This is a genomic window from Rhizobium sp. B21/90, from assembly GCF_019355815.1.
GTDB classification, from domain to species: Bacteria; Pseudomonadota; Alphaproteobacteria; order Rhizobiales; family Rhizobiaceae; genus Rhizobium; species Rhizobium rhododendri.
Genome location: NZ_CP072162.1, coordinates 1,537,175 through 1,561,229, shown reverse-complemented (window position 1 = coordinate 1,561,229; position 24,055 = coordinate 1,537,175). Strand labels below are relative to the sequence as shown.

At 61.9% G+C, this 24,055-nt stretch carries 22 protein-coding genes; 12 read left to right on the top strand and 10 right to left on the bottom strand.

The window, feature by feature from the left end; translation table 11 throughout:
- Positions 1-191: 191 nt before the first annotated feature.
- Genes ychF through J5278_RS07420 form a run of 3 tightly spaced genes read left to right on the top strand, consistent with a single transcriptional unit; the run spans position 192 to position 2,271 of the window.
- Complete coding sequence (gene ychF / locus J5278_RS07430) at positions 192-1,295, top strand: redox-regulated ATPase YchF (protein WP_209184324.1); 1,104 nt, start codon at positions 192-194, stop codon at positions 1,293-1,295.
- A gap of 41 nt (positions 1,296-1,336) precedes the next feature.
- A complete protein-coding gene (locus J5278_RS07425; protein ID WP_209184325.1) occupies positions 1,337-1,807 on the top strand; it encodes a MaoC family dehydratase in 471 nt (156 codons plus the stop codon).
- The gene (locus J5278_RS07420) at positions 1,804-2,271 is read left to right on the top strand and encodes a MaoC family dehydratase (protein ID WP_209184326.1); all 468 of its coding nucleotides are present in this window, start codon (positions 1,804-1,806) and stop codon (positions 2,269-2,271) included. The genes J5278_RS07425 and J5278_RS07420 overlap by 4 nt, the downstream gene beginning before the upstream one ends.
- A 27-nt stretch (positions 2,272-2,298) precedes the next feature.
- Here J5278_RS07420 and J5278_RS07415 read toward each other — a convergent pair whose 3' ends face one another.
- The 4 genes from J5278_RS07415 to petA form a co-directional block, all read right to left on the bottom strand.
- On the bottom strand, positions 2,299-2,841 hold the full coding sequence (locus J5278_RS07415) for an adenine phosphoribosyltransferase (RefSeq protein WP_209184327.1): 543 nt from the start codon (positions 2,839-2,841) through the stop codon (positions 2,299-2,301).
- Between the two features lie 167 nt (positions 2,842-3,008).
- The gene (locus J5278_RS07410; protein WP_209184328.1) at positions 3,009-3,866 is read right to left on the bottom strand and encodes a cytochrome c1; all 858 of its coding nucleotides are present in this window, start codon (positions 3,864-3,866) and stop codon (positions 3,009-3,011) included.
- Between the two features lie 23 nt (positions 3,867-3,889).
- Complete coding sequence (locus tag J5278_RS07405) at positions 3,890-5,212, bottom strand: cytochrome b N-terminal domain-containing protein (protein ID WP_209184329.1); 1,323 nt, start codon at positions 5,210-5,212, stop codon at positions 3,890-3,892.
- A 15-nt stretch (positions 5,213-5,227) separates the two neighbouring features.
- Complete coding sequence (gene petA / locus J5278_RS07400; RefSeq protein WP_111222689.1) at positions 5,228-5,806, bottom strand: ubiquinol-cytochrome c reductase iron-sulfur subunit; 579 nt, start codon at positions 5,804-5,806, stop codon at positions 5,228-5,230.
- A gap of 379 nt (positions 5,807-6,185) precedes the next feature.
- Here petA and J5278_RS07395 point away from each other — a divergent pair, with 379 nt between their 5' ends.
- Entirely contained in the window at positions 6,186-7,118 is a 933-nt protein-coding gene (locus tag J5278_RS07395; RefSeq protein ID WP_209184330.1) for an endonuclease/exonuclease/phosphatase family protein, read from the top strand.
- A 5-nt stretch (positions 7,119-7,123) separates the two neighbouring features.
- On the opposite strand, the gene J5278_RS07390 is transcribed toward J5278_RS07395, so the two are convergent.
- Entirely contained in the window at positions 7,124-8,986 is a 1,863-nt protein-coding gene (locus J5278_RS07390; protein ID WP_209184331.1) for an ABC transporter ATP-binding protein, read from the bottom strand.
- 257 nt (positions 8,987-9,243) lie between these two features.
- Between J5278_RS07390 and J5278_RS07385 the strand changes: the two genes are divergently transcribed.
- Complete coding sequence (locus J5278_RS07385; RefSeq protein ID WP_209184332.1) at positions 9,244-10,224, top strand: acyltransferase; 981 nt, start codon at positions 9,244-9,246, stop codon at positions 10,222-10,224.
- Between the two features lie 27 nt (positions 10,225-10,251).
- Here the strand turns inward: J5278_RS07385 and J5278_RS07380 are convergent, their stop codons facing one another.
- Positions 10,252-12,102 carry an ABC transporter ATP-binding protein gene (locus tag J5278_RS07380; RefSeq protein ID WP_209184333.1) on the bottom strand — a complete coding sequence of 617 codons (1,851 nt, stop codon included), beginning with the start codon at positions 12,100-12,102 and terminating at the stop codon, positions 10,252-10,254.
- A gap of 381 nt (positions 12,103-12,483) precedes the next feature.
- On the opposite strand from J5278_RS07380, the gene J5278_RS07375 reads away from it, so the two are divergent.
- Both J5278_RS07375 and J5278_RS07370 read left to right on the top strand, forming a co-directional pair.
- Positions 12,484-12,945 (top strand): tRNA (cytidine(34)-2'-O)-methyltransferase, encoded by a 462-nt coding sequence (locus tag J5278_RS07375; protein ID WP_209184334.1) that lies wholly within the window; start codon positions 12,484-12,486, stop codon positions 12,943-12,945.
- A gap of 201 nt (positions 12,946-13,146) precedes the next feature.
- Positions 13,147-14,793 (top strand): Na/Pi cotransporter family protein, encoded by a 1,647-nt coding sequence (locus J5278_RS07370; protein ID WP_209184335.1) that lies wholly within the window; start codon positions 13,147-13,149, stop codon positions 14,791-14,793.
- Positions 14,794-14,862: 69 nt separating this feature from the next.
- Here the strand turns inward: J5278_RS07370 and J5278_RS07365 are convergent, their stop codons facing one another.
- Positions 14,863-15,120 (bottom strand): hypothetical protein, encoded by a 258-nt coding sequence (locus J5278_RS07365; RefSeq protein ID WP_142823354.1) that lies wholly within the window; start codon positions 15,118-15,120, stop codon positions 14,863-14,865.
- A gap of 173 nt (positions 15,121-15,293) precedes the next feature.
- Between J5278_RS07365 and hemF the strand changes: the two genes are divergently transcribed.
- Both hemF and J5278_RS07355 read left to right on the top strand, forming a co-directional pair.
- A complete protein-coding gene (gene hemF / locus J5278_RS07360; protein ID WP_209184336.1) occupies positions 15,294-16,202 on the top strand; it encodes an oxygen-dependent coproporphyrinogen oxidase in 909 nt (302 codons plus the stop codon).
- Between the two features lie 83 nt (positions 16,203-16,285).
- Positions 16,286-16,555 (top strand): hypothetical protein, encoded by a 270-nt coding sequence (locus J5278_RS07355; protein WP_209184337.1) that lies wholly within the window; start codon positions 16,286-16,288, stop codon positions 16,553-16,555.
- Positions 16,556-16,621: 66 nt separating this feature from the next.
- Here J5278_RS07355 and J5278_RS07350 read toward each other — a convergent pair whose 3' ends face one another.
- Genes J5278_RS07350 through J5278_RS07340 form a run of 3 tightly spaced genes read right to left on the bottom strand, consistent with a single transcriptional unit; the run spans position 16,622 to position 19,123 of the window.
- Positions 16,622-17,872, bottom strand: coding sequence for a CCA tRNA nucleotidyltransferase (locus tag J5278_RS07350; RefSeq protein WP_209184338.1), 1,251 nt, complete (start codon positions 17,870-17,872; stop codon positions 16,622-16,624).
- On the bottom strand, positions 17,869-18,504 hold the full coding sequence (locus J5278_RS07345) for a CoA pyrophosphatase (protein WP_142823357.1): 636 nt from the start codon (positions 18,502-18,504) through the stop codon (positions 17,869-17,871). Before J5278_RS07345 ends, J5278_RS07350 begins: the two co-directional genes overlap by 4 nt.
- Entirely contained in the window at positions 18,497-19,123 is a 627-nt protein-coding gene (locus J5278_RS07340) for a DUF1285 domain-containing protein (protein ID WP_209184339.1), read from the bottom strand. Before J5278_RS07340 ends, J5278_RS07345 begins: the two co-directional genes overlap by 8 nt.
- Before the next feature lie 160 nt (positions 19,124-19,283).
- On the opposite strand from J5278_RS07340, the gene J5278_RS07335 reads away from it, so the two are divergent.
- The 3 genes from J5278_RS07335 to J5278_RS07325 are packed head-to-tail and all read left to right on the top strand — an operon-like array spanning position 19,284 to position 24,054.
- On the top strand, positions 19,284-20,297 hold the full coding sequence (locus J5278_RS07335; RefSeq protein ID WP_209184340.1) for a MoxR family ATPase: 1,014 nt from the start codon (positions 19,284-19,286) through the stop codon (positions 20,295-20,297).
- Positions 20,298-20,311: 14 nt separating this feature from the next.
- On the top strand, positions 20,312-21,232 hold the full coding sequence (locus J5278_RS07330; RefSeq protein WP_111222677.1) for a DUF58 domain-containing protein: 921 nt from the start codon (positions 20,312-20,314) through the stop codon (positions 21,230-21,232).
- Positions 21,229-24,054, top strand: coding sequence for a DUF4159 domain-containing protein (locus J5278_RS07325; protein WP_209184341.1), 2,826 nt, complete (start codon positions 21,229-21,231; stop codon positions 24,052-24,054). The genes J5278_RS07330 and J5278_RS07325 overlap by 4 nt, the downstream gene beginning before the upstream one ends.
- Position 24,055: the final 1 nt, after the last annotated feature.

Here is a 24,055-nt window from a genome sequence, read left to right as displayed (position 1 = left end):
CCCCGATAGAATCGGCTGGCCTTTTGACGTTATCGCGCCGCCGTTCAATCCCATCGCCTCGCCCTGGATTGTAGGGCAAATCCGCCATACCTTCAAGACAACGGCCCTGCAGGTGCCGAAAGGCTTGACCGCCCTGCTCCTTTATCTCATACGCACAGCCAAACATTTCCAGTAAATCAGGTGTCACAGCCATGGGCTTCAAATGCGGTATCGTCGGCCTTCCGAATGTCGGTAAGTCCACACTCTTCAATGCGCTGACCAAGACGGCGCAGGCTCAGGCGGCCAACTATCCGTTCTGCACCATCGAACCGAACACCGGCGAAGTCGCCGTGCCGGATCCGCGCATGCAGAAGCTGGCCGACATTGCGGGCTCGAAGGAAATCATCCCGACCCGCATTTCCTTCGTCGACATCGCAGGCCTCGTACGCGGAGCCTCCAAGGGCGAAGGCCTCGGCAACAAGTTTCTCGCCAATATCCGCGAAGTCGATGCTGTCGTGCACGTGCTGCGCTGCTTCGAAGACGACGACATCACCCACGTCGAAGGCCGCATCAATCCGGTCGGCGATGCCGAGACAATTGACACGGAACTGATGCTGGCCGATCTCGAGAGCCTGGAGCGCCGCACCGAGCAGACTCGCAAGCGCGCCAAGAGCAACGACAAGGAATCGATGACGCTGTTGCCGATGATGGACGCGTCGCTCGCGCTCCTCAACGAAGGCAAGCCGGTCCGCACCCTGCTGCCGAAACTCGACGCCGAAGAGCTGGAGATCCTGAAGGGGCTGAACCTGCTGACGTCGCACCCGGTACTCTACGTCTGCAACGTCGCCGAAAGCGATGCGGTCAGCGGCAACGCTCACACCAAGGCCGTGGAAGAAATGGCCAAGGCGCAAGGGTCGCAATGCGTCATCATCTCGGCTGCTATCGAATCCGAAGTAGCGCAGCTGCCGGATGAGGAATCCAAGGAGTTCCTGGAGGCCCTCGGTCTAGAGGAAGCCGGTCTCGACCGCCTGATCCGCGCCGGCTACAGCTTGCTCGACCTTATCACCTACTTCACTGTCGGCCCCAAGGAAACGCGCGCCTGGACGATTGCGCGTGGCACGAAGGCACCGGCAGCGGCCGGCGTCATCCACACCGATTTCGAACGCGGCTTCATCCGCGCCTTCACCATCAGCTACGACGACTACATCAACTTCAAGGGTGAAGTCGGCGCCAAGGAAGCTGGAAAGGGCCGCGACGAAGGCAAGGAATACGTGGTCCAGGACGGCGACGTCATCCACTTCCGCTTCAACACCTGATCCGGCGCAAGCCGTATCGCGCGAAACGGGAGGAGACCGCGATGGGTGACGAGAGACTTGCATTCGAAGATTTCACCGTCGGCCGCAGCTTTCCGCTCGGCCCGATGGCGGTGACGTCGGCGGAAATCATCGCATTCGCTGAGGAATTCGATCCGCAGCCGATGCATCTTGATGAGGAAGCCGCCCGCGCCAGCATCCTCGGAGGCCTTGCAGCGTCGGGCTGGCATACCTCGTCGATGTTCATGCGGATGATGTTCGACAGCTTCCTGTGCCGTTCGCTCTCCGAAGGCTCGCCGGGCATCGACCTCATGGAATGGCGCAAGCCGGTCCTCGCCGGCGATACGCTGTCCGGCCGCTCCACGGTGCTCCAGTCCCGTCCCATGCGGTCCCGCCCGGGGATCGGTATCGTCAAATTCCGTCACGAGGTGGAGAACCAGCGCGGCGAGATCGTCAGCCTCGGGGAAAACTCCATCATGTTCCGCATTGAGACTGCGGCGGGGGGTCCGGCATGACCATGGCGGAGACCTATGCCATCGGCCATAAAGTCGATATCGGCACCTACACCTTCGACGCGGATCGCATCGTCGCCTATGCGACGCGCTTTGACCCGCAGCCTTTCCACGTCGATCCGGAAGCGGCGAAACAATCGCTGTTCGGCGGCCTCTGCGCCTCTGGCTGGCATAGCTGCTCGGCCTGGATGAAGACCTTCGTCGCCTTCTGGACCGAAGAGACCGTCCGCCTCGAAAGCCAGGGCCTGACGGCGCCGAAGCTCGGCCCCTCGCCCGGCTTCAAGAACCTGCAATGGCTGCGACCGATCTTTGCCGGCGACACGGTGCGCTATTCGGTGACGCTGTTGTCGAGCCGCAGCCTAGCCTCGCGCCCGGGATGGATCATCAACACCATCCTCTGCGAAGGCGAGAACCAGGACGGCATCCCGGTTCTCCGTTTTGAAAGTGGCGTCCTCGAATTCGAGTGACGAGGCTCTCGACGGCTCGGGAACCGACTAGTGGCCCGAGAATTCCACCAGCGTGTGCACGGCCACATCCAGCGCTTCGAGCTTGCGGCGACCGCCGAGATCCGGCAGGTCGATGACGAAGCAGGCTGCCACCACCTCGGCGCCCATCTGTCGGAGCAACTGCGTCGCCCCGACAGCGGTGCCGCCTGTGGCGATAAGGTCGTCGATGAGGATCAACTGTTCGCCAGGCATGACCGCATCGCGGTGCATCTCCATTTCATCGAGGCCGTATTCGAGGCTGTAGGCGATGCTGACCGTTTCATGGGGCAGCTTGCCCTTCTTGCGGATGGGAATGAACCCGGCAGACAGCTGGTGAGCCACGGCGCCGCCGAGAATGAAGCCACGCGCTTCCATGCCGGCGACCTTGTCGATCTTCATACCGGCACAGATCTGCACGAGTTCATCGACGGCACGCCGGAAAGCACGGGGATTGCCGAGCAGCGTGGTGATGTCACGGAACATGATGCCGGGCTTCGGATAATCCGGGATGGAACGGATCGATCGGATGAGTTCATTGTCACGGGTCGTCATTGGCGAAGGAGCCCTGCTGCTGTTCGTTGCAAAAAGCCACCAATAGGGTGGAGCAGCCAGCCATGTCCAGCCGAAAGCGTAATCGTCATTGCGCAAGCAGAGACAGCTTCGAACCTAGCAATGACGAGGCCGCCCGAAGCGGCCTCGTCTTGAACCTACCGTCCTGCTCAGTGCTCGGTCTTGGCGTAGACCGACCGCTTTACCAGGTAGATCAGGACGGTGAAGATGAGCAGGAACACCATGACCATGAAGCCGGTGTGCTTGCGCTCCTCCAGATGCGGCTCGGCGGCCCACATCAGGAAGGAAGAGACATCGTGGGCGTACTGGTCGACGGTCTGGGGCGATCCGTCGTCATAGGTCACCTGGCCATCCGACAGTGGTTTCGGCATAGCCAGCACAGCTGCCGCGTGGAAGTACGGATTGTAGTGCCCGTTCGGCGGCACCTGGAAACCGGCCGGAGGCTCCTCGTAGCCTGTCAGCAGCGAGTAGATGTAATCCGGCCCGTTCTCCTGATATTGCGTGAAAATATCGAAGACGAAGCGCGGGAAGCCGCGCTCGACTTCACGCGCCTTGGCAAGCAGCGAGAAGTCCGGCGGTGCGGCACCGTGGTTGGCAGCCTCAGCCGCTTCCTTGTTGGGGAAAGGCGACGGGAAATGATCGGATGGCACAGCCTTCCGGGTATACATCTCACCTTGCGCGTTCGGTCCGTCCTGCGTCTCGTAGTTGGCGGCGAAGGTCTTTACCTGCGCCTCCGAATAGCCGAGATCGCCGAGCATGCGGAACGGCACAAGGCTCATCGAATGACAGGCGGAACAGACCTCAGCATAGACCTTCAGCCCGCGCTGCAGCTGCGTCTTGTCATAGTAGCCGAAGGGTCCGGCGAACGTCCACTTCTGCTCTCGCGGCTCCTTGAGCGGATAGACCGGCGTCGCCTCGGCGGGCGGCTTGGTGTCCTCGGCATGAAGTGCCGTGCCTGCGCCGGCGAGGAGTGCCAGCGTCAGAAAGCCGGCAGCAAACTTGCTCATCATCGTCTTCCCCATCGCCGCGCTCATGCCCCGACCACGACCGCTGGAGCGGACTTGCGGTTCTGCTTCTCGAGTACCGCCTCGGTGATCGAGTTCGGTATTCGTCGCGGTGTCTCGACCAGGCCGAGGACCGGCATGATCACCAGGAAGAAGCCGTAGTAGAAGAGTGTCCCGAACTGCGAGTAGGCGACATAATTGCCCCTGAGGTCGCCATGGAACAAGAGGCCGAAAAGCCCGGTCCCCTCCGCCGGCATAGCTCCGAGCCAACCGAGAAACATTGCGTTGGCGACGAACAGCCAAAAGCACACCTTGTACCAGGGACGGTAGACAGCCGAGCGAACCTTCGACGTATCGAGCCACGGTACGAAAAACAGCACCAGGATCGCGCCGAACATGGTGAGCACGCCGGCCAGCTTCGAGTCGATAGGCCCGATGTTGAAGGTAATCGAGCGCAGCATGGCGTAGAACGGCAGGAAATACCATTCAGGCACGATATGCGCTGGCGTTTTCAGCGGATCGGCAGGAATGTAGTTGTCGGCGTGGCCGAGATAATTCGGCAGATAGAAAACGAAATAGGCGTAGACCAGCAGGAACACGGAGACGCCGAGCGCATCCTTCATCGTCGCATAGGGCGTGAAGCGCACCGTATCCGTCTTGGTCTTGATCTCGACGCCGGTCGGGTTCGTCTGGCCCGCAACATGCAGCGCCCAGATGTGCAGCACGACGACGCCGGCGATCATGAACGGCAGCAGGTAGTGCAGCGAGAAGAAGCGGTTCAGCGTCGGATTGTCGACGGCAAAGCCGCCGAGCAGGAACTGCTGGACCCACTCGCCGACGTAAGGCAGCGCCGAGAAGAAGCCGGTGATCACGGTCGCGCCCCAGAACGACATCTGCCCCCAGGGCAGCACGTAGCCCATGAACCCGGCCGCCATCATCAGCAGGTAGATGATGACGCCGAGGATCCACAGAACCTCGCGCGGCGCCTTATAGGAACCGTAATACAGCCCGCGAGCGATGTGCAGGTAGACAGCGACAAAGAAGAACGAGGCACCGTTGGCATGCATGTAGCGCAGCAGCCAGCCATGGTTGACGTCGCGCATGATCTTTTCGACGGAGTTGAACGCCACGGTCGTCTCGGCGGCGTAATGCATCGCCAGCACCACGCCCGTCAGGATCTGCAACACCAGCATCACTGCCAGCATTGCGCCGAACGTATAGGCATAGTTCAGGTTGCGCGGCACCGGATAGGCGACAAAGCTGTCATAGACCAGGCGCGGCAATGGAAGCCGCGAGTCGATCCACTTTTCAAGTCCGGTGGATGGCTCGTAGGTTGATTGACCACTCATGATTCAGTATCCCCCTCAACCGATCTTGATCACTTTGTCGGATGTAAATGCAAACGTCGGTATGGCGAGGTTCATGGGTGCGGGACCCTTCCGGATACGACCGGCAGTGTCGTAGACCGACCCATGGCAGGGACAGAACCACCCGCCATATTCCCCCGACGTGCCGAGCGGCACACAGCCGAGATGGGTGCAGGAGCCGATCATGACGATCCAGTTCTCCTTGCCCTTGCCGGCTGAGCGGGCGATATCGGTTGCTTGTTCTTCGGGAGGCAGGTTGGCGTTGCGCGCGACGGGATCTTTGAGGTCGCCGATCGGGGCGGAATTGGCCTCGGCGATTTCTTTTTCGGTCCGGTTGCGGATGAAGACCGGTTTGCCACGCCATTTGACTGTCAAGGACATGCCGGGCTCAAGGCTGGAAACATCGATTTCGACGGAAGCAAGCGCCAGTGTGGATTGATCCGGCCGCATCTGGTCGATAAATGGCCAGACGGCCGAAACGGCACCGACCACGCCGGCCATGCCGGCTGCTATATATAGAAAATCGCGCCGCGTCGGCTCGCCCAAGGTCTCGCTCTTCGTGTCGTTCTCGCTCACGCGGCCCCTCCTCTTCACGCAGAACCGCGGATGTGCCGCGGCAATCCTTCAACTCCGGCGAATCGCCCAGGCCACAATTCTGCCATAGATTTTCTCCGCCCCCAGCCGGTTTCTAAGCTTGATCGAACGCCATGTCCAGTCTTGCCAGCGGAGGTGGGCACAATGTCGCGGGCAAAACTACAGTTTTATGGGCGCATGACAGATCAAAACCGTCTACGCTTGGGCTATTGTGGTAACCGCATGAATTGCCGACGAATTCGCAAAGCAAATCCTCGCGTTGCACTGCAAAAATAACTATCGCAAACTTGCTGCGTTGCAACAACAGGGGCACCGTGCTAGTCGCTCCGCAGAAGCGCGCATCCAGAGGTTACCCAGGGTCATGAGAGATACCATCTACTGCGTGATATCGGTGGTGACCACCTGTATTCTCGGCATCCTGGCGGCCCGTTATGTCACGCACCTGTGGATCCTCGCCTTCTTCGAGAGCCTGCAGACCCACATCGGCATCGCCTGCATTGTCGGAGCGCTGCTGGCGCTTGCCGTGCGGCGCCACCGGTACGCCATCGCCATGCTGGTCGTGGCGATCGCCATCACCGGCCATTCGATCGTCCTGCTTCAGGCCCGCGCAGAAACGCCAGCGCCTGCTGACGCGCAGCCATCCTACCGGCTGCTGTCGTTCAACATCGACGGCGACAACTTTGCTAATTCGGAAAAAATTGCCGATCTCGTTCTCAACTCCAAGGCCGATGTCGTGGAAATGTTCGAGGCGCCGCCGATGCTGTCGCAGATGACGCGACTGGCTGCCGTCTATCCCTACCGCATCGGATGCGGCGTGATGGAGGACAATTGCGACAGCCTGTTGATGTCCAAGCGGCCGTTCCTCTCGCAGTCGATCGGTAGCCTCAGCGGGCTGTGGAGAAACCGGTTCATTCTGGCGACCATCGACATCGATGGCCAGAAGATCGCCTTCGCCTCCGCCCATCTGAGCAAACCCTATTTCGACGATTTCCATGCCGACGAACTGGCCGCCCTGTCCGATGCCTTGAACGCAGTCCGGGAGCCGCTGCTGCTCGCCGGCGATTTCAATGCGGCCGTGGTCGAACCCGACATGCAGGCGTTTCTCCGCCGCAGCAATCTGGCCCACGTTTTCCCGGAGCCCGCGACCTGGCCGATCGAGACCGGCGCCTTTGGCATCGCTATCGATCACGTATTTGCGAGGCCGCCGCTGCAGCTGAAATCCGTGCGTCGGATCGAGGATGCCATGGGGTCGAACCATTACGGGCTCATCACCGACTTCACCATCGTCCGTTAGTCCGACTATTCCGCATCGACGGCAATGAAGCCTCCGGATTGCCTCGCCCAGAGCTCGGAATAGAGACCGTTGCGCGACAGCAGTTCCGCGTGGCTGCCATCCTCGATGATCCGCCCCTTCTCGATGACAACGAGGCGGTCGAGGGCTGCAATCGTCGACAGCCGATGGGCGATTGCCAGAACCGTCTTGCCCTCCATCATCGCCAGCAGGTTGGATTGCAGCGCGGCCTCCACTTCGGAATCCAATGCCGAGGTCGCCTCGTCGAGCACCAGGATCGGCGCATCCTTGAGCATGACCCTGGCAATGGAGATGCGCTGACGCTGGCCGCCGGACAGCTTGACCCCACGCTCACCGACATGGGCGGAGAAGCCTTTGCGGCCATTCTGGTCCTCGAGATCGGCGATAAACGTGTCGGCCTCGGCCCGGCTGGTAGCCTGCAGCAGCAGGTCGGCGCCCGCATCAGGCCGACCAAACAAGATGTTGTCGCGGATGGAGCGGTTGAGCAGCGCCGTATCCTGCGTCACCATGCCGATCGCCGCGCGCAGCGATTCCTGGGTGACGCGGGAAATATCCTGACCGTCGATCAGGATGCTGCCCGCTTCCAGATCGTAAAAACGCAGCAGCAGGTTGACCAGCGTCGTCTTGCCGGCACCGGAGCGGCCGACGATACCGACCTTTTCACCGGGCTTGATGACCAGCGAGAAATCGTCGATTACGCCGCTGCCACGCCCATAATGAAACCTGACCTTCTCGAAGCGAATCTCCGGCCGCGACACCACCAGCGCCTTGGCGTCCGGCCGGTCGACCAGCCCGATCGGCTGAGAGATCATCTCCGCGGCGTTCTGGATGGTCCCCAGATTGCGCATGATCGAGTTGAACTGCGTCATCATCCGGCCGAACAACATGTTGAGGCGCAGCACCATGCTGAGCGTAAAGGCCACCCCGCCCGTCGTGATTGCGCCGGAGAGCCAAAGCTGGATCGCAAAGGCGGCAATGCTGGTGATCATCACACCCGACAGCAAGGCGAGCGACGAGCGCACCCCGGTCAAGAGCCGCGTGAAAGGCATGACCGCCGCCTGGAAGCGGTCGAAGCCGTCGCGGATATAGAGATCATTGCGATCCTCGCGGCCGAAGAGCTTGAGTGTCTGGATATTGGCGTAGGCATCGACCATGCGGCCGTTGAGCATCGACGAGGCCTCGGCGGCATCGCGGGCATGGCGGCGGATGCGCGGGACGAAAAAGCGTGCCAGCAGGCAGAACAGCCCAATCCAGACGGCAACGATCAGCGCCAGCCTCCAGTCCAGACCGCCAACAAGGGCGACCGTGGACGCCGCATAGATGATGATGAACCACACAACCTGCAGCAACGACACCACGAGATCGCCGGTCGACTGGCCGGCAGACCAGACTTTGGTGACGATCCGCCCGGAAAAGTCGTTCTGGAAGAAGCTCAGCGATTGGCGGGCGACATGCACATAGGCCTGCCAGCGAACCAGGTTGAGAAAGCCCGGCACGACCACCTGCTCCTCGACCAGTGCGCCAAGGCTGACGACGATGAAACGCACGACGAGCACGACGAAAACCATGCCCAGCAACGACCACCCGTGACCGGACAGAAGCCCGTGCCAGCCATCGCCTTTGGGAACCGTGTCGAGGATGTCAACGAGATGGCCGACAAACCAGAACAGCGCCGCCTCGAGCATCGCCACGGCACCACCGAGCACCGCCATCGCCAGAAACGGCCCTTTGGCCTGGCGGACATAGTACCAGATGAACGCGTAAAGCGACTGCGGCGGCCGCAGTTCGTCATTGCGATAGAACGGATCGAGCCATGTCTCGAAAAGGCGAACGACGGTGCGGATCAACATGCGTGCGATATAGGCAGTTTTCTACGGAGGGCAAAGGGTTGGTTGGCCCCAAGCGGCTTCACGTCCGTCACGTTTGCGACCGCCTTTCCGCTCGGGAGCAGCCTGCGAACCTAGCGTGATTTTGCCCATTTTCGGCACAAATTCGCGGGCAGACCAGTCAGCCGGACATCGAGAGTTCACCAAAATCGGACAATGACGCTTGCACTCGAGCGGCGCGCAAACGAAGACGACCTGCCCATCCTCAAGGAGATTTGCCGATGGCCGACGAAATCCTACTCGCCAGGCCAGACCGCAACACATCCATAGATGCGATGCGCTATGTGTTCTCGTTCGTTATCGTTCTGCTGCATTGCCTGCCTCCGGCGCAGCATCCGCCTCACCCCGCATGGGCAGCCCTCGTCGCCATCGCCTGTCGCGTTTCGGTGCCGTTCTTCTTCATCACCAGCGGCTATTTCCTGAAACCCTTGGCGAGGCTCGATCTATCGGTGGTCGTCAAGCCGCTGAAACGCCTGCTGCCGATCTACCTGTTCTGGATGTTCGCATACTTCGTCTTCCTGCAAATCTGTCCGATCCAGCAATGGTCTTTCGGCCCGCGCGACCTGATCTCGGGAGGCACCGCTTTCCACCTCTGGTTTCTGCCGGCACTGGGACTTGCGCTGGTGCTGGTATCGGCGGGGACGAGCCTCATCGGCATCAGGACCACGGGCGCCCTATGCGTCGTCCTTGCAGCCATCGGCGTGATTTTCAGCAGCTATCACAATGTGCTTCACATGCCAGGCAATCCTCAACGCGGGGGCCTGTTCATAGCACCGCTGTTCGTCTACCTCGGCCTCTGCGCCAAGGTCGGAAACTGGAAGCTGGGCAGATGGGCGGCCCCGGCGATCTGTCTCTCCTACATTGGCCTCATCCTGGAGGAATGGATGATCTACCGCGCTTCAAATGCGGCCGTTTTCATCAGCCACGACTTCACCATCGCCACCTATCTGGTCGGCCTGACGTGTTTTCTCGGGGTGCGCCAGATACCGCGTTCACAGTTTGTGGATCGGCTCGCGTGGGCTGGCCGGATTAGCCTGACTGTCTATGCCAGCCACGTCTTCTTCCTCTGGCTGCTCGCGCCCGTCATCGGCAACGATGAGATCTGGAGAGTTGGGCTCCTGACCCTCCTGTGCTTCGGGCTGGCAACACTTCTGAGCCTTGCGCTCATGCGCGTTCCGGGCCTGCAGCGCGTCATCGTGTGACGACGCGCTGCCTTGTCGTTACCGCGCCTATTCCGCAGCCGCTTCCGTCGAATGGTCGGCAAGGAAGCCGCCGGACTGGCGGTTCCAGAGATCGGCGTAGATGCCGCCCCGGGTGATCAGGTCGGCGTGGCTGCCGGTCTCGATCAGCTTGCCCTTGTCGAGAACGACGACCCGATCCATCTCCGTCAGCGTCGACAGCCGGTGGGCGATGGCGATGACCGTCTTGCCCTGCATCAGCGCGAACAGGTTCTCCTGGATGGCCGCCTCGACTTCGGAATCGAGCGCCGAGGTTGCCTCGTCGAGGATCAGGATCGGTGCATCCTTGAGGAACACCCGGGCAATCGCCACCCTCTGCCGCTGGCCGCCGGAGAGCTTGACTCCACGCTCGCCGACCTGTGCATCCAGACCCTTGCGGCCGTTCAAGTCGACGAGGTTCTCGATGAACTCCCATGCATTGGCACGCTTGGTCGCCTCGATGATCTCGGCGTCGGTGGCATCTGGGCGACCGTAGGCGATGTTATCGCGGATGGAGCGATGCAGCAGCGACGTATCCTGCGTCACCACGCCGATCAGCGCACGCAGGCTCTCCTGCGTCACCCCGGCGATATCCTGCCCGTCGATGGTGATCTTCCCGGACTCCAGTTCGTAGAAGCGCAGCAGCAGGTTCATGAGCGTCGTCTTGCCGGCGCCGGAGCGCCCGACAAGGCCGATCTTCTCGCCAGCGTGGATATCCAGCGTCAGATCCTCGATCACACCCTTCGCCTTGCCGTAATGAAAGCGGATATGATCGAAACGGATCGCCCCCTTCTGCGCCACCAGCGTTGGCGCTGACGGACGGTCAATGATGTCGTGCTTCTTTGTCATCATCTCCATGCCGTCATAGACCGTGCCGATGTTCTCGAACAGCGCCGAGACTTCCCACATGATCCACTGCGACATGCCGTTGACGCGCATCGCCAGACCGATGGCAATTGCAATCGAGCCGACCTCGATGGCGCCGTTCAGCCAGAACCAGATGGAAATCGCCGAGATGACGAAGAGCGCCACGCAGTTGTTGATGTAGACCGACGCCTGGAAAAGGCTGACGTAGCGCATCTGCCCGTAAACCGTCTGCAGGAACAGATCCATGCCCGCCTTGGCATAGGATTCCTCGCGGCCGGCATGGGAGAACAGCTTCACGGTCGCGATGTTAGTGTAGCTGTCGACCACCCGACCGGTCATCGTCGAGCGCGCGTCGGCCTGCGTCGCGGCAATCTTGCGCAGCTTGGGCACGAAAAAGCTGACGATCCCGATATAGATCGCCAGCCAGACCAGCAGCGGCAGCAGGAGCCGCCAGTCCGCCGTTCCGACGATGACGATCATCGTAATGATGTATGTGACGACATAGACGAATACGTCGAGCAGCTTCATCACCGTTTCGCGCACGGCAAGTGACGTCTGCATCACCTTGGTGGAAACGCGTCCGGCAAACTCGTTGGCAAAGAACGTCATGCTGTGGCGCAGCAGGAAGCGGTGCATCTGCCACCTGGCGATCATCGGATAGTTGCCGAGCAACACCTGGTGCATGATGATGGAGTCCAGCACGGCTGCGACCGGCAGGCCGACGAGCACCATCGCCGCCATCCAGAACAGCGTCGCGCCTTCCGTCTGCAGGAAGGTCGCCTTGTCGGCATGCGACAGCCAGTCGACGATCTGGCCAAGAAACCGGAAAAGCGTGACCTCGCCGATGGCTATCAGCATCGTCAGGACGCCCATGGCGGCAAGCCAGGGGGCTGCAGGCTTTGTGTAGTGCCAACAGAAAGCAAATAGCCCGTGCGGCGGAACACTGGGTTCCTCGATCGGGAATGGGTTCAGACGCCGTTCAAACCAGCCAAACATGAAATGCTCCAGAAACGTCGAAGCCGCATCCCGCCGCTGCGTCCAATGGTTTCGCAGCGTCATATGGGAGCGGTCGCGGAAAGAACGAGGCCGTATCAGCCGCGCAATGGTTCAAAAAGGGAGAAAGTCGTCAGATCCTGACGGAGACGACCGGATGAGACACCGGCGTACGCACCGGGAGACGAACAGCCAAAAATCGATCCATTAGCGCCTCCTGCTGGTTTGCGTTGTGAACAAGGCGTCTTTTATCGCAAAAGCGACGTCTGCAAAAGCCCCAAAGGAGGTCCGAACACGCAGAACTTGCGATGGGACGCATCACAGACGTTGATGAAAGCACATTTCAGTTGCGGGTTTTGCTGCCGATCGGATAGTCGAGGAGCCATGACCGCCCTGCACATCGCTCTCTACCAGCCGGATATCGCCGGCAACACCGGCACGATCCTGCGGCTTGCCGCCTGTCTCGATCTTGCCGTCGACATCATCGAGCCCGCCGGCTTCGACATCTCCGACCGCAACCTCAAGCGCGCCGGCATGGACTATCTCGCCGCGGTCTCCCTGACCCGTCACATCAGCTGGACGCATTTCGAGGCGTGGCGACGCGGCACCGGGCGCCGCCTGATCCTTGCCTCGACGAAGGCCGCGGACCGCTACACCGATTTCGTCTTCCGCTCCGACGACATCCTGCTGTTCGGTCGGGAAAGCGCCGGCGTTCCGGATGCGGTCCACGAGGGAGCCGATGGTCGCATCCTCATCCCGATGGTAGAGGGCCAGCGGTCCATCAACGTCGCAATGTCGGCAGCAATGATCGCGGGCGAGGCGTTGCGCCAGACACGCTGGGGCTGACGGCACTCGACCATCAGTGACGCAAATTTGACCCCCAGTTGTCGCTACAAGCGTTGATTTACAGCAGGTTTTGTCCATATAATAGTTAGCCGACGAGCAAATTTTGCCGGGTACGGCTCTCTCCAACGCTGAAATTACGTGCCTTTTCAGTCTCCGGTCGATGCCGGAAGCCTACGGCATGAGAAGGAAATCCCGCGAAAAATGGACTCAACCACGGTCATGATCAACCTGTTCGGCGCAGTGGCGTTGCTGCTGTTCGGCCTGTCGCAGGTAAAGGACGGCGTCACCCGCGCTTTCGGTGCCCGCCTGCGGACCGGGCTGGCGACCGGGACACGCAGCAGCGGCCGTTCCTTCGTCTCCGGCTTCGTCGCGACGATCGCGCTGCAGAGTTCGACCGCGACCGCGCTAATGGTCGCATCTTTCGTCGAACGTGACCTGGTGATCCCGTCCATGGCACAGATCGTGCTGCTCGGCGCCAATGTCGGCACCGCCGTGACCGCATGGATCGTCGCAACCGGCATCGAATGGCTGTCGCCGCTGATCATACTGATCGGCATCGTCCTTTACCGCCGCTCGTCGAGCAATCAGCAGGGCGCAGGCACGGCGCTAATTGGCATCGGCCTGATGCTGCTGTCGCTGCAACTACTGAGCATGGCAACGGCACCGATCCGCGAATCCCAGGCGCTTGCCGCCTTCATCGGCCTGCTCGACGGCGCCCTGCCGGTCGCGTTGATTTTCTCGGCCGCCCTCGCCTTCATCTCGTCGTCCAGCCTTGCCGTTGTCGTGCTGATCCTGTCGCTCGCCTCCACCGGCATCCTGTCGCCCGCTCTCTCCATTGTCCTGGTGCTCGGCGCCAACCTTGGTGGCGCCATTCCGCCCGTCGTCGCGACCATGTCCGGTCCCGCAACCGCCCGCCGCGTGACGCTTGGCAACCTCATCGTGCGCGCCATCGGCTGCGCCATTGCCATGCCATTGGCCGGCCACGCTGGCGCCCTTCTACAAGGCCTCGGCTTTGTGCCCGCAAAACTGCCCGTCGACGCGCATCTCATGTTCAACATCGCGCTTGCCGCCCTCGCCTGGCCGTTTTCTCCCCTGATTTCAAGGCTGATGCTGCGGCTGGTGCCCGCCGATGCCGCGACCGATGACAGCCCGAGGTTCCTCGACGAACAGGCTCTCGGGACCCCTGTGGTTGCCGTCGCCAGTGCAACCCGCGAAGTTCTGGCCGTCGGTGATCTCATCGAACGCATGTTGATCCGCACGCAGACCGCATTCGATAACAACGACCTGGCATCGTTGAAGGAAATCCCGCTGCTGGAAAAGCGCGTCGACCGGCTGCACCAGGAGGTCAAGGTCTACCTCTCCAGGCTAGGCCGTGGCGGGCTCGACGAGGAAACCAGCCGCCGTTCGATCGTCATCATCGACTACGCCATCAATCTCGAACATATCGGCGATATCATCGAGAAAGGCCTTTCGGAGCAGGTAGCAAAGAAGATCGGCCACGGCCTCGCCTTTTCCGACGACGGATTTGCCGAGCTGCAGCGCTTGTTCACCATGACCATCGACAATCTGAGGGTAGCCCAGACGATCCTCGTGACGCGCGATTTCAATCTCGCCCGCCAGATGATGGAAGTGAAGGTCGATGTTCGCCGGCTCGAGAAGCAGTCTTCGGATCGCCATATCGCCCGGCTGCGTGACGGTCGAATGGACAGCCTGCAGACCAGTTCGCTGCATCTGGACATGCTGCGCGACCTCAAGCGGATCAATGCGCACATCGTCTCCGTCGCCCACCCCATCCTCGATGAGAGCGGCCTGCTGATCGAAAGCCGCTTGCTGAACGCAGCTGAGTGATAGCTAGCGGGATGAGCCTGGAAATCGGTTGCTAACGAATGAGCTTCAAACGCCGGCGCAAAAAAGCGATCAGTCTGCGGTCGGCAGGCGGCGCATGGTGAATTCGATGCGGTCGCCTTCGACCTGTCGCCAGCTTTCGACTTCCGTCCAATAGGCGGCCTTCGGAAAATCGTCGAACCATTGGCGGGCTTTTTCGCGCGCGTCGGGGCGGCTGAGGCAATAGGTTTCGCGCACGAAATCTCCCTTGCCGCCTGCAAGCTTGCTGCGGCGGTGGCGGTCGATCTGGCGCTTGAGCCCATCAAGGGGCGGCGATCCCGTAATCTTCATGATAAACCTTGCCTTTGTGCCCAAGATAATACCAGACGGTTCATTTTGCGAGTCGATTATGCCGGTGTTCAAGCGGGGGATGCTGGCTGCCACCTTGCTTTGCTGTTATGCAAAAACCGATTTTGAAGGCCGTGCGAGTCGTGGCCGCTGCACACATGGCGCCGGAGATACTTATGGAAAGACCACAGCTTCCAACCGGATTGCCTGACGACATCGAGGAAAAGAAGCTTGCTGCGCGCGGCTGGTTCGAAAGCCTGCGCGACACGATCTGCACGGAATTCGAGGCGCTGGAAGACGAGTTGACCGGCCCGCTGGCCGACCAGGAACCGGGCCGCTTCGTTGCCAAGGATTGGCAGCGCGAAAGCGATGGCGGCGGCGGCAGGATGTCGATGATGGAAGGCCGCGTTTTCGAGAAGGTCGGCGTCCACACCTCTACCGTGCACGGCGAGTTTGCCCCCGATTTTCGCAGCCAGATCCCTGGTGCCAATGAGGATCCGCGCTTCTGGGCCTCCGGCATCTCGCTCATCGCCCATCCCGTCAATCCCAACGTGCCGGCCGTGCACATGAACACCCGCATGGTGGTCACGACCAGCCGCTGGTTCGGCGGCGGCGCTGATTTGACGCCCGTCCTTGATAGCAGACGAACACAGGAAGACCCAGACAGCCAGCTTTTCCATCGTGCCATGGAGATCGCCTGCGGCCGTCATAAGGTTGCAGACTATCCGCGCTATAAGGCCTGGTGCGAAGAATATTTCTTTCTGAAGCACAGAAACGAATCACGCGGCATCGGCGGGATTTTCTACGACTGGCTTCATTCGAGCGAGGAGGACGGCGGCTGGGAGGCCGACTTTGCCTTCACGCGTGATGTCGGACGGGCATTTTCGATGGTCTACCCGCGGATTGTAAGGTCGAACTTCAACAAGCTGTGGACAGAGCAGGACCGGGACGAACAATTGATTCGCCGCGGACGCTATGTCGAGTTCAATCTTCTGTACGACCGCGGCACGATCTTCGGCCTGAAGACCGGCGGCAATGTAGAGTCTATCCTGTCGTCCCTGCCGCCCGTGGTTCGTTGGCCCTGATGTCAACAAAACGTGAGGGTCTTACAAAGTAACGCGTTGCTACTACTTTAACTTGAACATGGTACAGTCAGAGGAGGATTGTCATGTCTACGAAGAGCAGTGCAGCCCCTACCCCGACCACAGCGAGTGCGATGGATACTCCTGATTTTATCAGGAGGCTGGCGGAGGACCAGCGCATCCGAAGCGGCTCCGATCTACCTTTATCCTGCTTCATCGAGCAGGTGAAGATGCAACTGAAAGGCCGGCCGGCCAACGATGTATCCCGTATTCCGCAGGACCGCATCGCCAGGCGCTCCGTCGCCCATGTCCACCAGACGTCGGAGCTTTTCAAAGCCTGGGCAATGCCTGAATAGGCGGAGCGGGCTTCACGACGCATATCGGGCGCAGCTTCCGCGATGAGGCGGAAGCTGCCCTAAAAATCACACCATTTCCCGCAGCCGCGACAGCAGGGTCGCCTTGTCGGTCGTGAAATTCTCTTCGATCCAGTGGCGTTCAAGATCGCCCAGCACCTCGCCCACACGCGGGCCGGCAGCAATGCCTGCCTTCAGCGCATCGGCTCCGCTAATAGGAAAGACCGGCTTCTGCCAGCCGTCTGTGCGATCCAGCAGCTTGCCGATACGCGCTGTGCGTGCCATCTCGGCAAAGTCGCCCTCCGCCTTGCCCCGTGCCACCGCAAGCGCGAGCTTCAGCCTGGTACGGATACCCTCCGCTCCATGGCGGTACAGCAACCTTTGAAATGTTGTATCGGACATCTCGTCGTCGATGACGGGTGCGGCGGCCCATGCGGCAAGCCTCGCCGCCTCTGCCTTCGACAGGCGCAACCGGATCGCGAGCTTTGCCAGCCTGTCGGCATCCGGCGGCACGATGGAAGCAAGCCGCAGCAATGGATCCGGCGACCAGCCAAGCGCCCGTTCGGTGGAAACAAGCGCCGGGATGGCGTCGATGCCCCACTTCTCCGTTTCCGGCAGGATATCGGTGAGCACGCTGATCTGCCGCATCCAAAGCAGCGCACGCCCCGGATCGGGTGCTCCCAGCAACTTCTTCATTTCCGACCAGATGCGCTCGGCCGACAGCGATCCCAGTGTGGCGCGCGCGCCGGCACAGGCCCTGAGGCCCGCAGCATCGGGCCGACCGGTGCCATAGAAGGCAAAGAACCGGAAAAAGCGCAATATGCGCAAATGATCCTCGGCGATCCGCGTCGCCGGCTCGCCGATGAACCGAATGGTCTTGGTCTCTATGTCCGCGAGGCCGCCAACGAGATCGATGACCTCGCCGCTAGCCGTTGCATAGAGCGCATTGATCGTCAGGTCGCGGCGTTCGGCATCCGCCTGCCAATCCGTGCTGAAAGCCACCTCGGCATGACGCCCGTCGGTGTCGACGTCGCGGCGCAACGTCGTTACCTCGAACGGCTTGCCATCGATCACCAACGTCACTGTGCCATGCGCGATGCCGGTCGGTACGGCCTTAATGCCGGCCGCCTTGGCACGGGCGACGACCGCGTCGGGCAGCAGCGTCGTCGCGACGTCGATGTCGGCGACATCGAGCCCCATCAGGCTGTTGCGGACTGCCCCGCCAACGATGCGCGCCTCACCGCCGTCGCTGTTCAGCAGCGCCAGAACCTGTCCGAGCGCCGCATCCGCAAACCACGTCTCTCCGGCAACAGTCGTCATGCGTAAAGCCTCTCGTACAATGTCCGGACGATCCCGGCGGTAATGCCCCAGATCATCCATTGACCGTAGGGCATGCGGTAGAAATGACGCTCGCTGCCCTTCCACTCCATGCTGTCGCGCATATGGTGCGTCGGGTCCATCAGAAACGACAGCGGCACTTCGAAAGCATCCTCGACCTCGGTCGGGCTTAGCGTCAGCTCGAAACCCGGCTTGACGACCGCCAGGATCGGCGTGATGCGGAACCCGGTCGCAGCCAGATAATGCGGCAGGCGGGCCACAGGTTCGACGAACAGATTGGCAAGCCCGATCTCCTCCTCAGCCTCGCGCATCGCGGCAGCCTCCGGCGACGCATCTTCCGGATCTATGGCGCCCCCCGGAAAGGCGATCTGGCCGGAGTGCTTGCGCAGATTTGTCGTGCGCTGCGTGAAGATGACCCGTGCGTCGTCTCCCTCGTCGATGACCGGCACCAGCACCGCGGCGTCGCGCAGCGTCATCCCCTCGACGTCGAGAATTCTCTCGCGGTTGAGAAGGTGATCGCCGTGCTCACGCCAGGCAAGCTCGACGGGGTTACCCGTCTGGTTGAGCGCGCGGCGGCGGAATTCGGCTGCCGAATAAAGCGGAAACTCACTCATCTGCCAGGGCATTCAGCGTCAGCGCCGGCATGATCGGGAAAGTCGCGCCGCCGGAGCGGACGCAGAACATCGCGACGCCGTCGATGTCGAGCGTTTCGCCGAGAGCCGCCAGATCGTACATGACGGCCCGTGACACCAGCGCCTCCAGCCGACCGCGCACATGCAGATAGGGCTTGAGTTCGTTGTTGTCGCCATGCACGACAAAGCGCAACGGATGGGCCTCGCCTGCCTCCACGACGTCCCCAACGTTCGTCCGGAATGTCAGTAGCGGATGGCCGTCAACCTGCGTCATGGTCATCTCGACCGCCAGAAACGGCGCATCGACGACGCGGATGCCGACTTTTTCCACAGGCGTCACGAGATAGGTCTTACCGTCCTCGTCTTTGCGCAACACCGTCGAGAACAATCGCACCAGCGGCGCACGGCCGATCGGCGTCCCCATGTAGAACCAGGTACCGTCGCTGCGGATTTCCATGTCGAGATCGCCGCAGAAGGGCGGGTTCCACTTGTCGACCGGTGGCGGCCCCTTGGTGTGGTCTCCGGCATCTCCGGCGGCGCGCGAAATCAGGGCAGCCAGGCCTGCCGCGTCGGTCGTCGCGCTGATTTCCTCGGCTGCCATTGTTCCGTCCCGGTTCGTCGCTAGTTCTTGCTGTCACACGAGATAGTCATTCGGGACGCGCTTGTCAGCATTGTTGTGAGGGATAAATTCTCTTGAGTATGGGGCAAATCTGTATGAACTGCGAATCGACAAACCCGTCTTTCAGCCGCCGGAGATGCACATGGGCATGATCAATTCGACAGAGGCTAGCCTCGACGACAAGGCCATGATTGCGTCTGCAGAGCGTGCGCTTGCCGATATCGCCGCAATTCGCGACCAGGTATCGAAGGTCATTTTCGGCCAAGAAAGCGTCGTCGAGAAGACTGTGCTCGCGGTTCTGGCCGGCGGTCACGCGCTGCTGGTCGGCGTTCCCGGCCTCGCCAAGACCAAGCTGGTGACGACGCTCGGCGACGTCCTCGGGCTGGGAGCCAGCCGCGTACAGTTTACCCCTGACCTGATGCCATCGGACATTCTGGGCTCGGAAGTGATGGACCAGGACGACACCGGTCGCCGTTCATTCCGCTTTCTCAAGGGCCCTATCTTCGCACAGTTGCTGATGGCCGACGAAATCAACCGCGCCTCGCCCCGCACCCAGTCGGCGCTGCTGCAGGCGATGCAGGAATACCACGTCACCATCGCCGGCCAGCGCTACGACCTGCCGGCGCCTTTCCACGTGCTTGCCACCCAGAACCCGCTGGAGCAGGAAGGCACCTATCCGCTGCCGGAAGCCCAGCTAGACCGGTTTTTGCTGCAGGTCGACGTCGGCTATCCGGAACTCGCCGACGAGCGCCGCATCCTGCTCGACACGACCGGCATGTCGGAAGCCAAGGCCAGTGCTGCCATCGATGCCGGCAGGCTGTCCGAAATCCAGAAGCTGATCCGCCAGATGCCGATCAGCGACAGCGTCGTCGATGCCATCCTGTCGCTGGTCCGCTCCGCCCGACCGGGCCAGGGCAACGCCACGACAGACAAGCACGTCGCCTGGGGACCGGGCCCGCGCGCCGGCCAGGCGATGATGCTCTGCACCCGCGCCCGTGCTCTATACCAGGGTCGCCTCGCACCATCGCTGGACGATGTACACGCGCTCGCCGAACCGATCCTGCAGCACCGCATGGCGCTGACATTCGTCGCCCGCGCCGAAGGCATGTCAGTGCGCGACGTCATTTCCGACTTGGTCAAGCAGGCCAGGACCTAGGGAGAGAGCGCCGCGTGGCATCCATCGGACAGATCGTCAATCCGACATCCGGCAGTGATGCCCTTTCCCGCGCCCGGCAACGGGCAGCTCTCGTCCCCGATTGCCTGGTCGAGGCGAAACGCATCGCCAACACCGTGATTGCCGGCTGGCACGGCCGCCGCAAGCGCGGCATCGGCGAGAATTTCTGGCAGTTCCGCCCCTACAGCGATGGCGAGAGCCTGTCGCGCATCGACTGGCGGCGCTCGGCCCGCGATGACCATACCTATATCCGTGACCATGAATGGGAAGCGGCGCACACCATATGGCTCTGGGCCGACATGTCGCCGTCGATGATGTTCAGGTCGTCGCTCGGTCATGTCTCCAAGGAAAGCCGGGCGCTGGTCGTCATGCTGGCATTGGCCGAAATCCTCGCCCGCTCCGGCGAGCGCATCGGCTGCCCCGGCATCATGGAACCGATTTCCGCCCGCAACGCTGCCGAACGACTGGCGACGGCACTGATGCACGCGCCGCTGGGCGGTGGGCTGCCGCAGACGGCGATGATCCGCGGCTGGAGCGACGTCGTGCTGATCGGCGATTTCCTCGACGATGCCGATAGCATCATGGCCCGTCTCGGCCCACTTGCCCGGCGCGGATTGCGCGGCCATGTGGTCGAGATCGCCGACCCTGCCGAGGAAACCTTTCCCTATAGCGGCCGCACCGAGTTCACCGATCCGGAAACCGGCGAAAAGCTGGTGGCCGGCCGCGCCGAGACCATTCGCGAGGATTACCAGCGTGCCTACCTGGCGCGTCGCGACAGCCTCGGAGAGACGCTGCGCCACCTCGGCTGGACCTTCGTCACCCACCGCACCGACCACCTCGCCTCCGAGGCGCTTGTCGCCGTGCACACCTACCTGTCCGGCATGCCGACCAGAGCCACCCATGGTGGTCAGTTGTGAGCGCGCTGGGCTTTGCCTATCCGGCGATGCTGGCAGCTCTGATCGCCCTGCCGGCGATATGGTGGCTGCTGCGCATGACGCCGCCGCGCCCGCAGACGGAGGTCTTTCCGCCCCTGAAGATTCTGGCCAAGGTGCTCAGACGAGAGGAAACCCCGGCCAACAGCCCGTGGTGGCTGACGCTGCTGCGTATGCTGATGGCGGCAGCCGTGATCCTTGCAATCGCCGATCCCGTCTTCAATCCGCGCACCAACACCTTGTCCAAGGCGGGACCTCTGGTTCTGCTGATCGACAACAGCTGGGCGAGCGCTGCCGATTGGGATCGCCGCGTGCAGACCGCCGACGCGCTGATCGGCGATGCCGATGCCAGCGAGACGCCCGTCGTCATCGCCTTCACCGCCAACCAGACCAACGATGCGATCCCCGGCACCGCGATGGCAGCGCGCGACAAATTACATGCCGCCGCCCCTATGCCGCTGGTACCGGATCGCCCACGCGCCGTGCAGTCCCTGAAGTCGGCTCTCGCTGGCGCCCATCCCGGTACCCTCGTTTTCCTGTCCGATGGAATTGCTGCCGCCGACAAGGACGATACTGTTCAGCAGCTAGCGTCCCTCGCTCCTGCAGACCTCCGCCTGCTGGAGGGCGATGCCAGCGAAGCCATCGTGCTGACCAGAGCCGCCAACGCCGCCGACGCCATGACCGTTACCGCGAGCCGCCTCGATAGCGCCGGCCCCGCCGGTTTCACGCTCAGCGCGCAGGACGCCCAGGGGCGCCCGATCGCTGCCGGCAAGCTCGCCTTTACCGCTGGCCAATCGGTCGCATCGGGCACGATCACCGCGCCCTTCGAGATGCGCAACGACTTTGCCCGGGTCAGCATCGATGGACACACGACCGCAGGCTCGGTTCATCTCCTCGACGACGGCTTCAAGCGTCGCCGCGTTGCTCTGCTCTCCGGCCAGGCCGTCGACGAGTTCCAGCCGCTGCTTTCGCCGCTCTACTATATCCAGAAGGCACTTTCGCCTTTCGCCGACCTCGTCAATCCGGAGGCCGACGATCTGGCAAAATCGATTACCGAGCTGCTGGCTGGCAATCCGTCTGTCATCATCATGGCCGACATCGGTCGCCTGCCGGCAGACGCCTATGCCCCGATGCAGCGCTGGATCGCCAATGGCGGGACGTTGATCCGTTTCGCCGGTCCGCGCCTTGCTGCAGCACCTGCCGACGATCCGCTGGTGCCTGTGATCCTGCGCCAGGGTGAGCGGGCGCTGGGCGGCGCCATGTCCTGGGCCGAGCCTCAACCACTCGCCGATTTCCCGGCTTTCGGGCCGTTTGCCGGCATGCCGAAACCGTCAAATGTGCTGGTCAAGCGCCAGGTTCTGGCCGAGCCGACGCCAGATCTGGCCGAGCGGACATGGGCAAGCCTTGCCGATGGAACACCGCTGGTCACCGAGAAAAACGTCTCCGCCGGCCGCATCGTGCTGTTTCATGTCAGCGCCGAGGCGTCGTGGTCGGATCTGCCGATTTCCGGCGATTTCGTCGAGATGCTGCGCCGTATCGTGCAGATGTCCCGCTCCGGCGGCGTCACTGCCGCCGATGGCTCCGCCAAATCATCCGCCGGTACGCTGCCGCCGTATCGGCTTCTGACGGCCAAGGGGGCGCTGAACGGTGAGACCGGCAGCGCCCGGCCGCTCGACACCGGCAAGAAGGGGCCTCTGCTCGCAAGCTTCGACAACCCGCCGGGTCTCTACGGCTCGGAAGAAGGGTTTACCGCATTGAATGTCCTGCCCGAGGGCGCCGAACTGAAGCCTCTCGACGCATCCGCTTCCATGGTGGTGCAGCGCGAAGGATTGATCGGCGGACAGGCCTGGTCCGCCAAGCCGGTACTGTTTACCATCGCCCTCCTTCTGCTGCTCACCGACAGCATTGCCGTGCTGTTCATGAACGGCGCCTTCAGCGGCATCCGGGGGCTATCTCGCTCAGCCGCAAAGACCGCCGCAATTCTCGCTATCGCGTTCTCTACGGCGGCTTTCCTGCACCCGGTCGACATGCGCGCCGACGATGCGAGGCCCGGCGACGACGTCAACCAGTCACGACTCGACAAGACGCATCTGGCCTATATCGTTACCGGCGAGGACGAAGTCGATCGGATTTCCGAGCGGGGACTTGCGGGCCTCACCGACTTCCTCACCTACCGCACGACGCTCGAACCCGGACCGCCTGTCGGCGTAGATCCCGCCAAGGACGAACTGGCGCTCTTCCCCGTGCTCTACTGGCCGGTGACCTCGACTGCACCGATGCCCAGCACTGCCACGATGAACCGCATCGACGCCTACATGCGCGCCGGCGGCACGGTGCTGTTCGACACGCGCGATGCATTGAGTTCCGTCGGCGACAATTCGGCTCCCGGCCCGAACGGCGAACGGCTGCAGGCGATCCTTGCCAATCTCGACATACCGCCGCTCGAGCCGGTTCCCGCCAAGCACGTGCTGACGAAATCCTTTTATCTGCTGTCGAGTTTTCCGGGGCGCTACACCGGCAGCCCGCTGTGGATCGAATCCCATCAGGACAACCGCGCAGACACCGGTACCAAGCAGGCAGCCACATCGGACGGCGTGACACCGATCATCATCACCGGCAACGATTTTGCTGGAGCCTGGGCTGTCGACGACAACGGCACACCGCTGCTGCCAACGGTGCCGCAGGACGATATGCAGCGAGAATATGCCTTCAGAACCGGCGTCAACATCATGATGTATATGCTGACCGGCAACTACAAATCCGATCAGGTCCACGTTCCGGATCTGCTGGAACGGCTGGGGCAATAGC

Bases quoted from the DNA above. Each gene is read 5' to 3' on its own strand.
- J5278_RS07425 (WP_209184325.1), top strand. From the start codon at position 1,337: ATGGGTGACGAGAGACTTGCATTCGAAGATTTCACCGTCGGCCGCAGC.
- hemF (WP_209184336.1), top strand. From the start codon at position 15,294: ATGGAAAGACCACAGCTTCCAACCGGATTGCCTGACGACATCGAGGAA.
- J5278_RS07385 (WP_209184332.1), top strand. From the start codon at position 9,244: ATGGCCGACGAAATCCTACTCGCCAGGCCAGACCGCAACACATCCATA.
- J5278_RS07370 (WP_209184335.1), top strand. From the start codon at position 13,147: ATGGACTCAACCACGGTCATGATCAACCTGTTCGGCGCAGTGGCGTTG.
- J5278_RS07410 (WP_209184328.1), bottom strand. From the start codon at position 3,866: ATGAGCAAGTTTGCTGCCGGCTTTCTGACGCTGGCACTCCTCGCCGGC.
- J5278_RS07420 (WP_209184326.1), top strand. From the start codon at position 1,804: ATGACCATGGCGGAGACCTATGCCATCGGCCATAAAGTCGATATCGGC.
- J5278_RS07405 (WP_209184329.1), bottom strand. From the start codon at position 5,212: ATGAGTGGTCAATCAACCTACGAGCCATCCACCGGACTTGAAAAGTGG.
- J5278_RS07380 (WP_209184333.1), bottom strand. From the start codon at position 12,102: ATGTTTGGCTGGTTTGAACGGCGTCTGAACCCATTCCCGATCGAGGAA.
- J5278_RS07350 (WP_209184338.1), bottom strand. From the start codon at position 17,872: ATGACGACTGTTGCCGGAGAGACGTGGTTTGCGGATGCGGCGCTCGGA.
- J5278_RS07390 (WP_209184331.1), bottom strand. From the start codon at position 8,986: ATGTTGATCCGCACCGTCGTTCGCCTTTTCGAGACATGGCTCGATCCG.
- J5278_RS07335 (WP_209184340.1), top strand. From the start codon at position 19,284: ATGGGCATGATCAATTCGACAGAGGCTAGCCTCGACGACAAGGCCATG.
- J5278_RS07395 (WP_209184330.1), top strand. From the start codon at position 6,186: ATGAGAGATACCATCTACTGCGTGATATCGGTGGTGACCACCTGTATT.
- J5278_RS07345 (WP_142823357.1), bottom strand. From the start codon at position 18,504: ATGAGTGAGTTTCCGCTTTATTCGGCAGCCGAATTCCGCCGCCGCGCG.
- ychF (WP_209184324.1), top strand. From the start codon at position 192: ATGGGCTTCAAATGCGGTATCGTCGGCCTTCCGAATGTCGGTAAGTCC.
- J5278_RS07375 (WP_209184334.1), top strand. From the start codon at position 12,484: ATGACCGCCCTGCACATCGCTCTCTACCAGCCGGATATCGCCGGCAAC.
- J5278_RS07340 (WP_209184339.1), bottom strand. From the start codon at position 19,123: ATGGCAGCCGAGGAAATCAGCGCGACGACCGACGCGGCAGGCCTGGCT.
- J5278_RS07365 (WP_142823354.1), bottom strand. From the start codon at position 15,120: ATGAAGATTACGGGATCGCCGCCCCTTGATGGGCTCAAGCGCCAGATC.
- J5278_RS07355 (WP_209184337.1), top strand. From the start codon at position 16,286: ATGTCTACGAAGAGCAGTGCAGCCCCTACCCCGACCACAGCGAGTGCG.
- J5278_RS07415 (WP_209184327.1), bottom strand. From the start codon at position 2,841: ATGACGACCCGTGACAATGAACTCATCCGATCGATCCGTTCCATCCCG.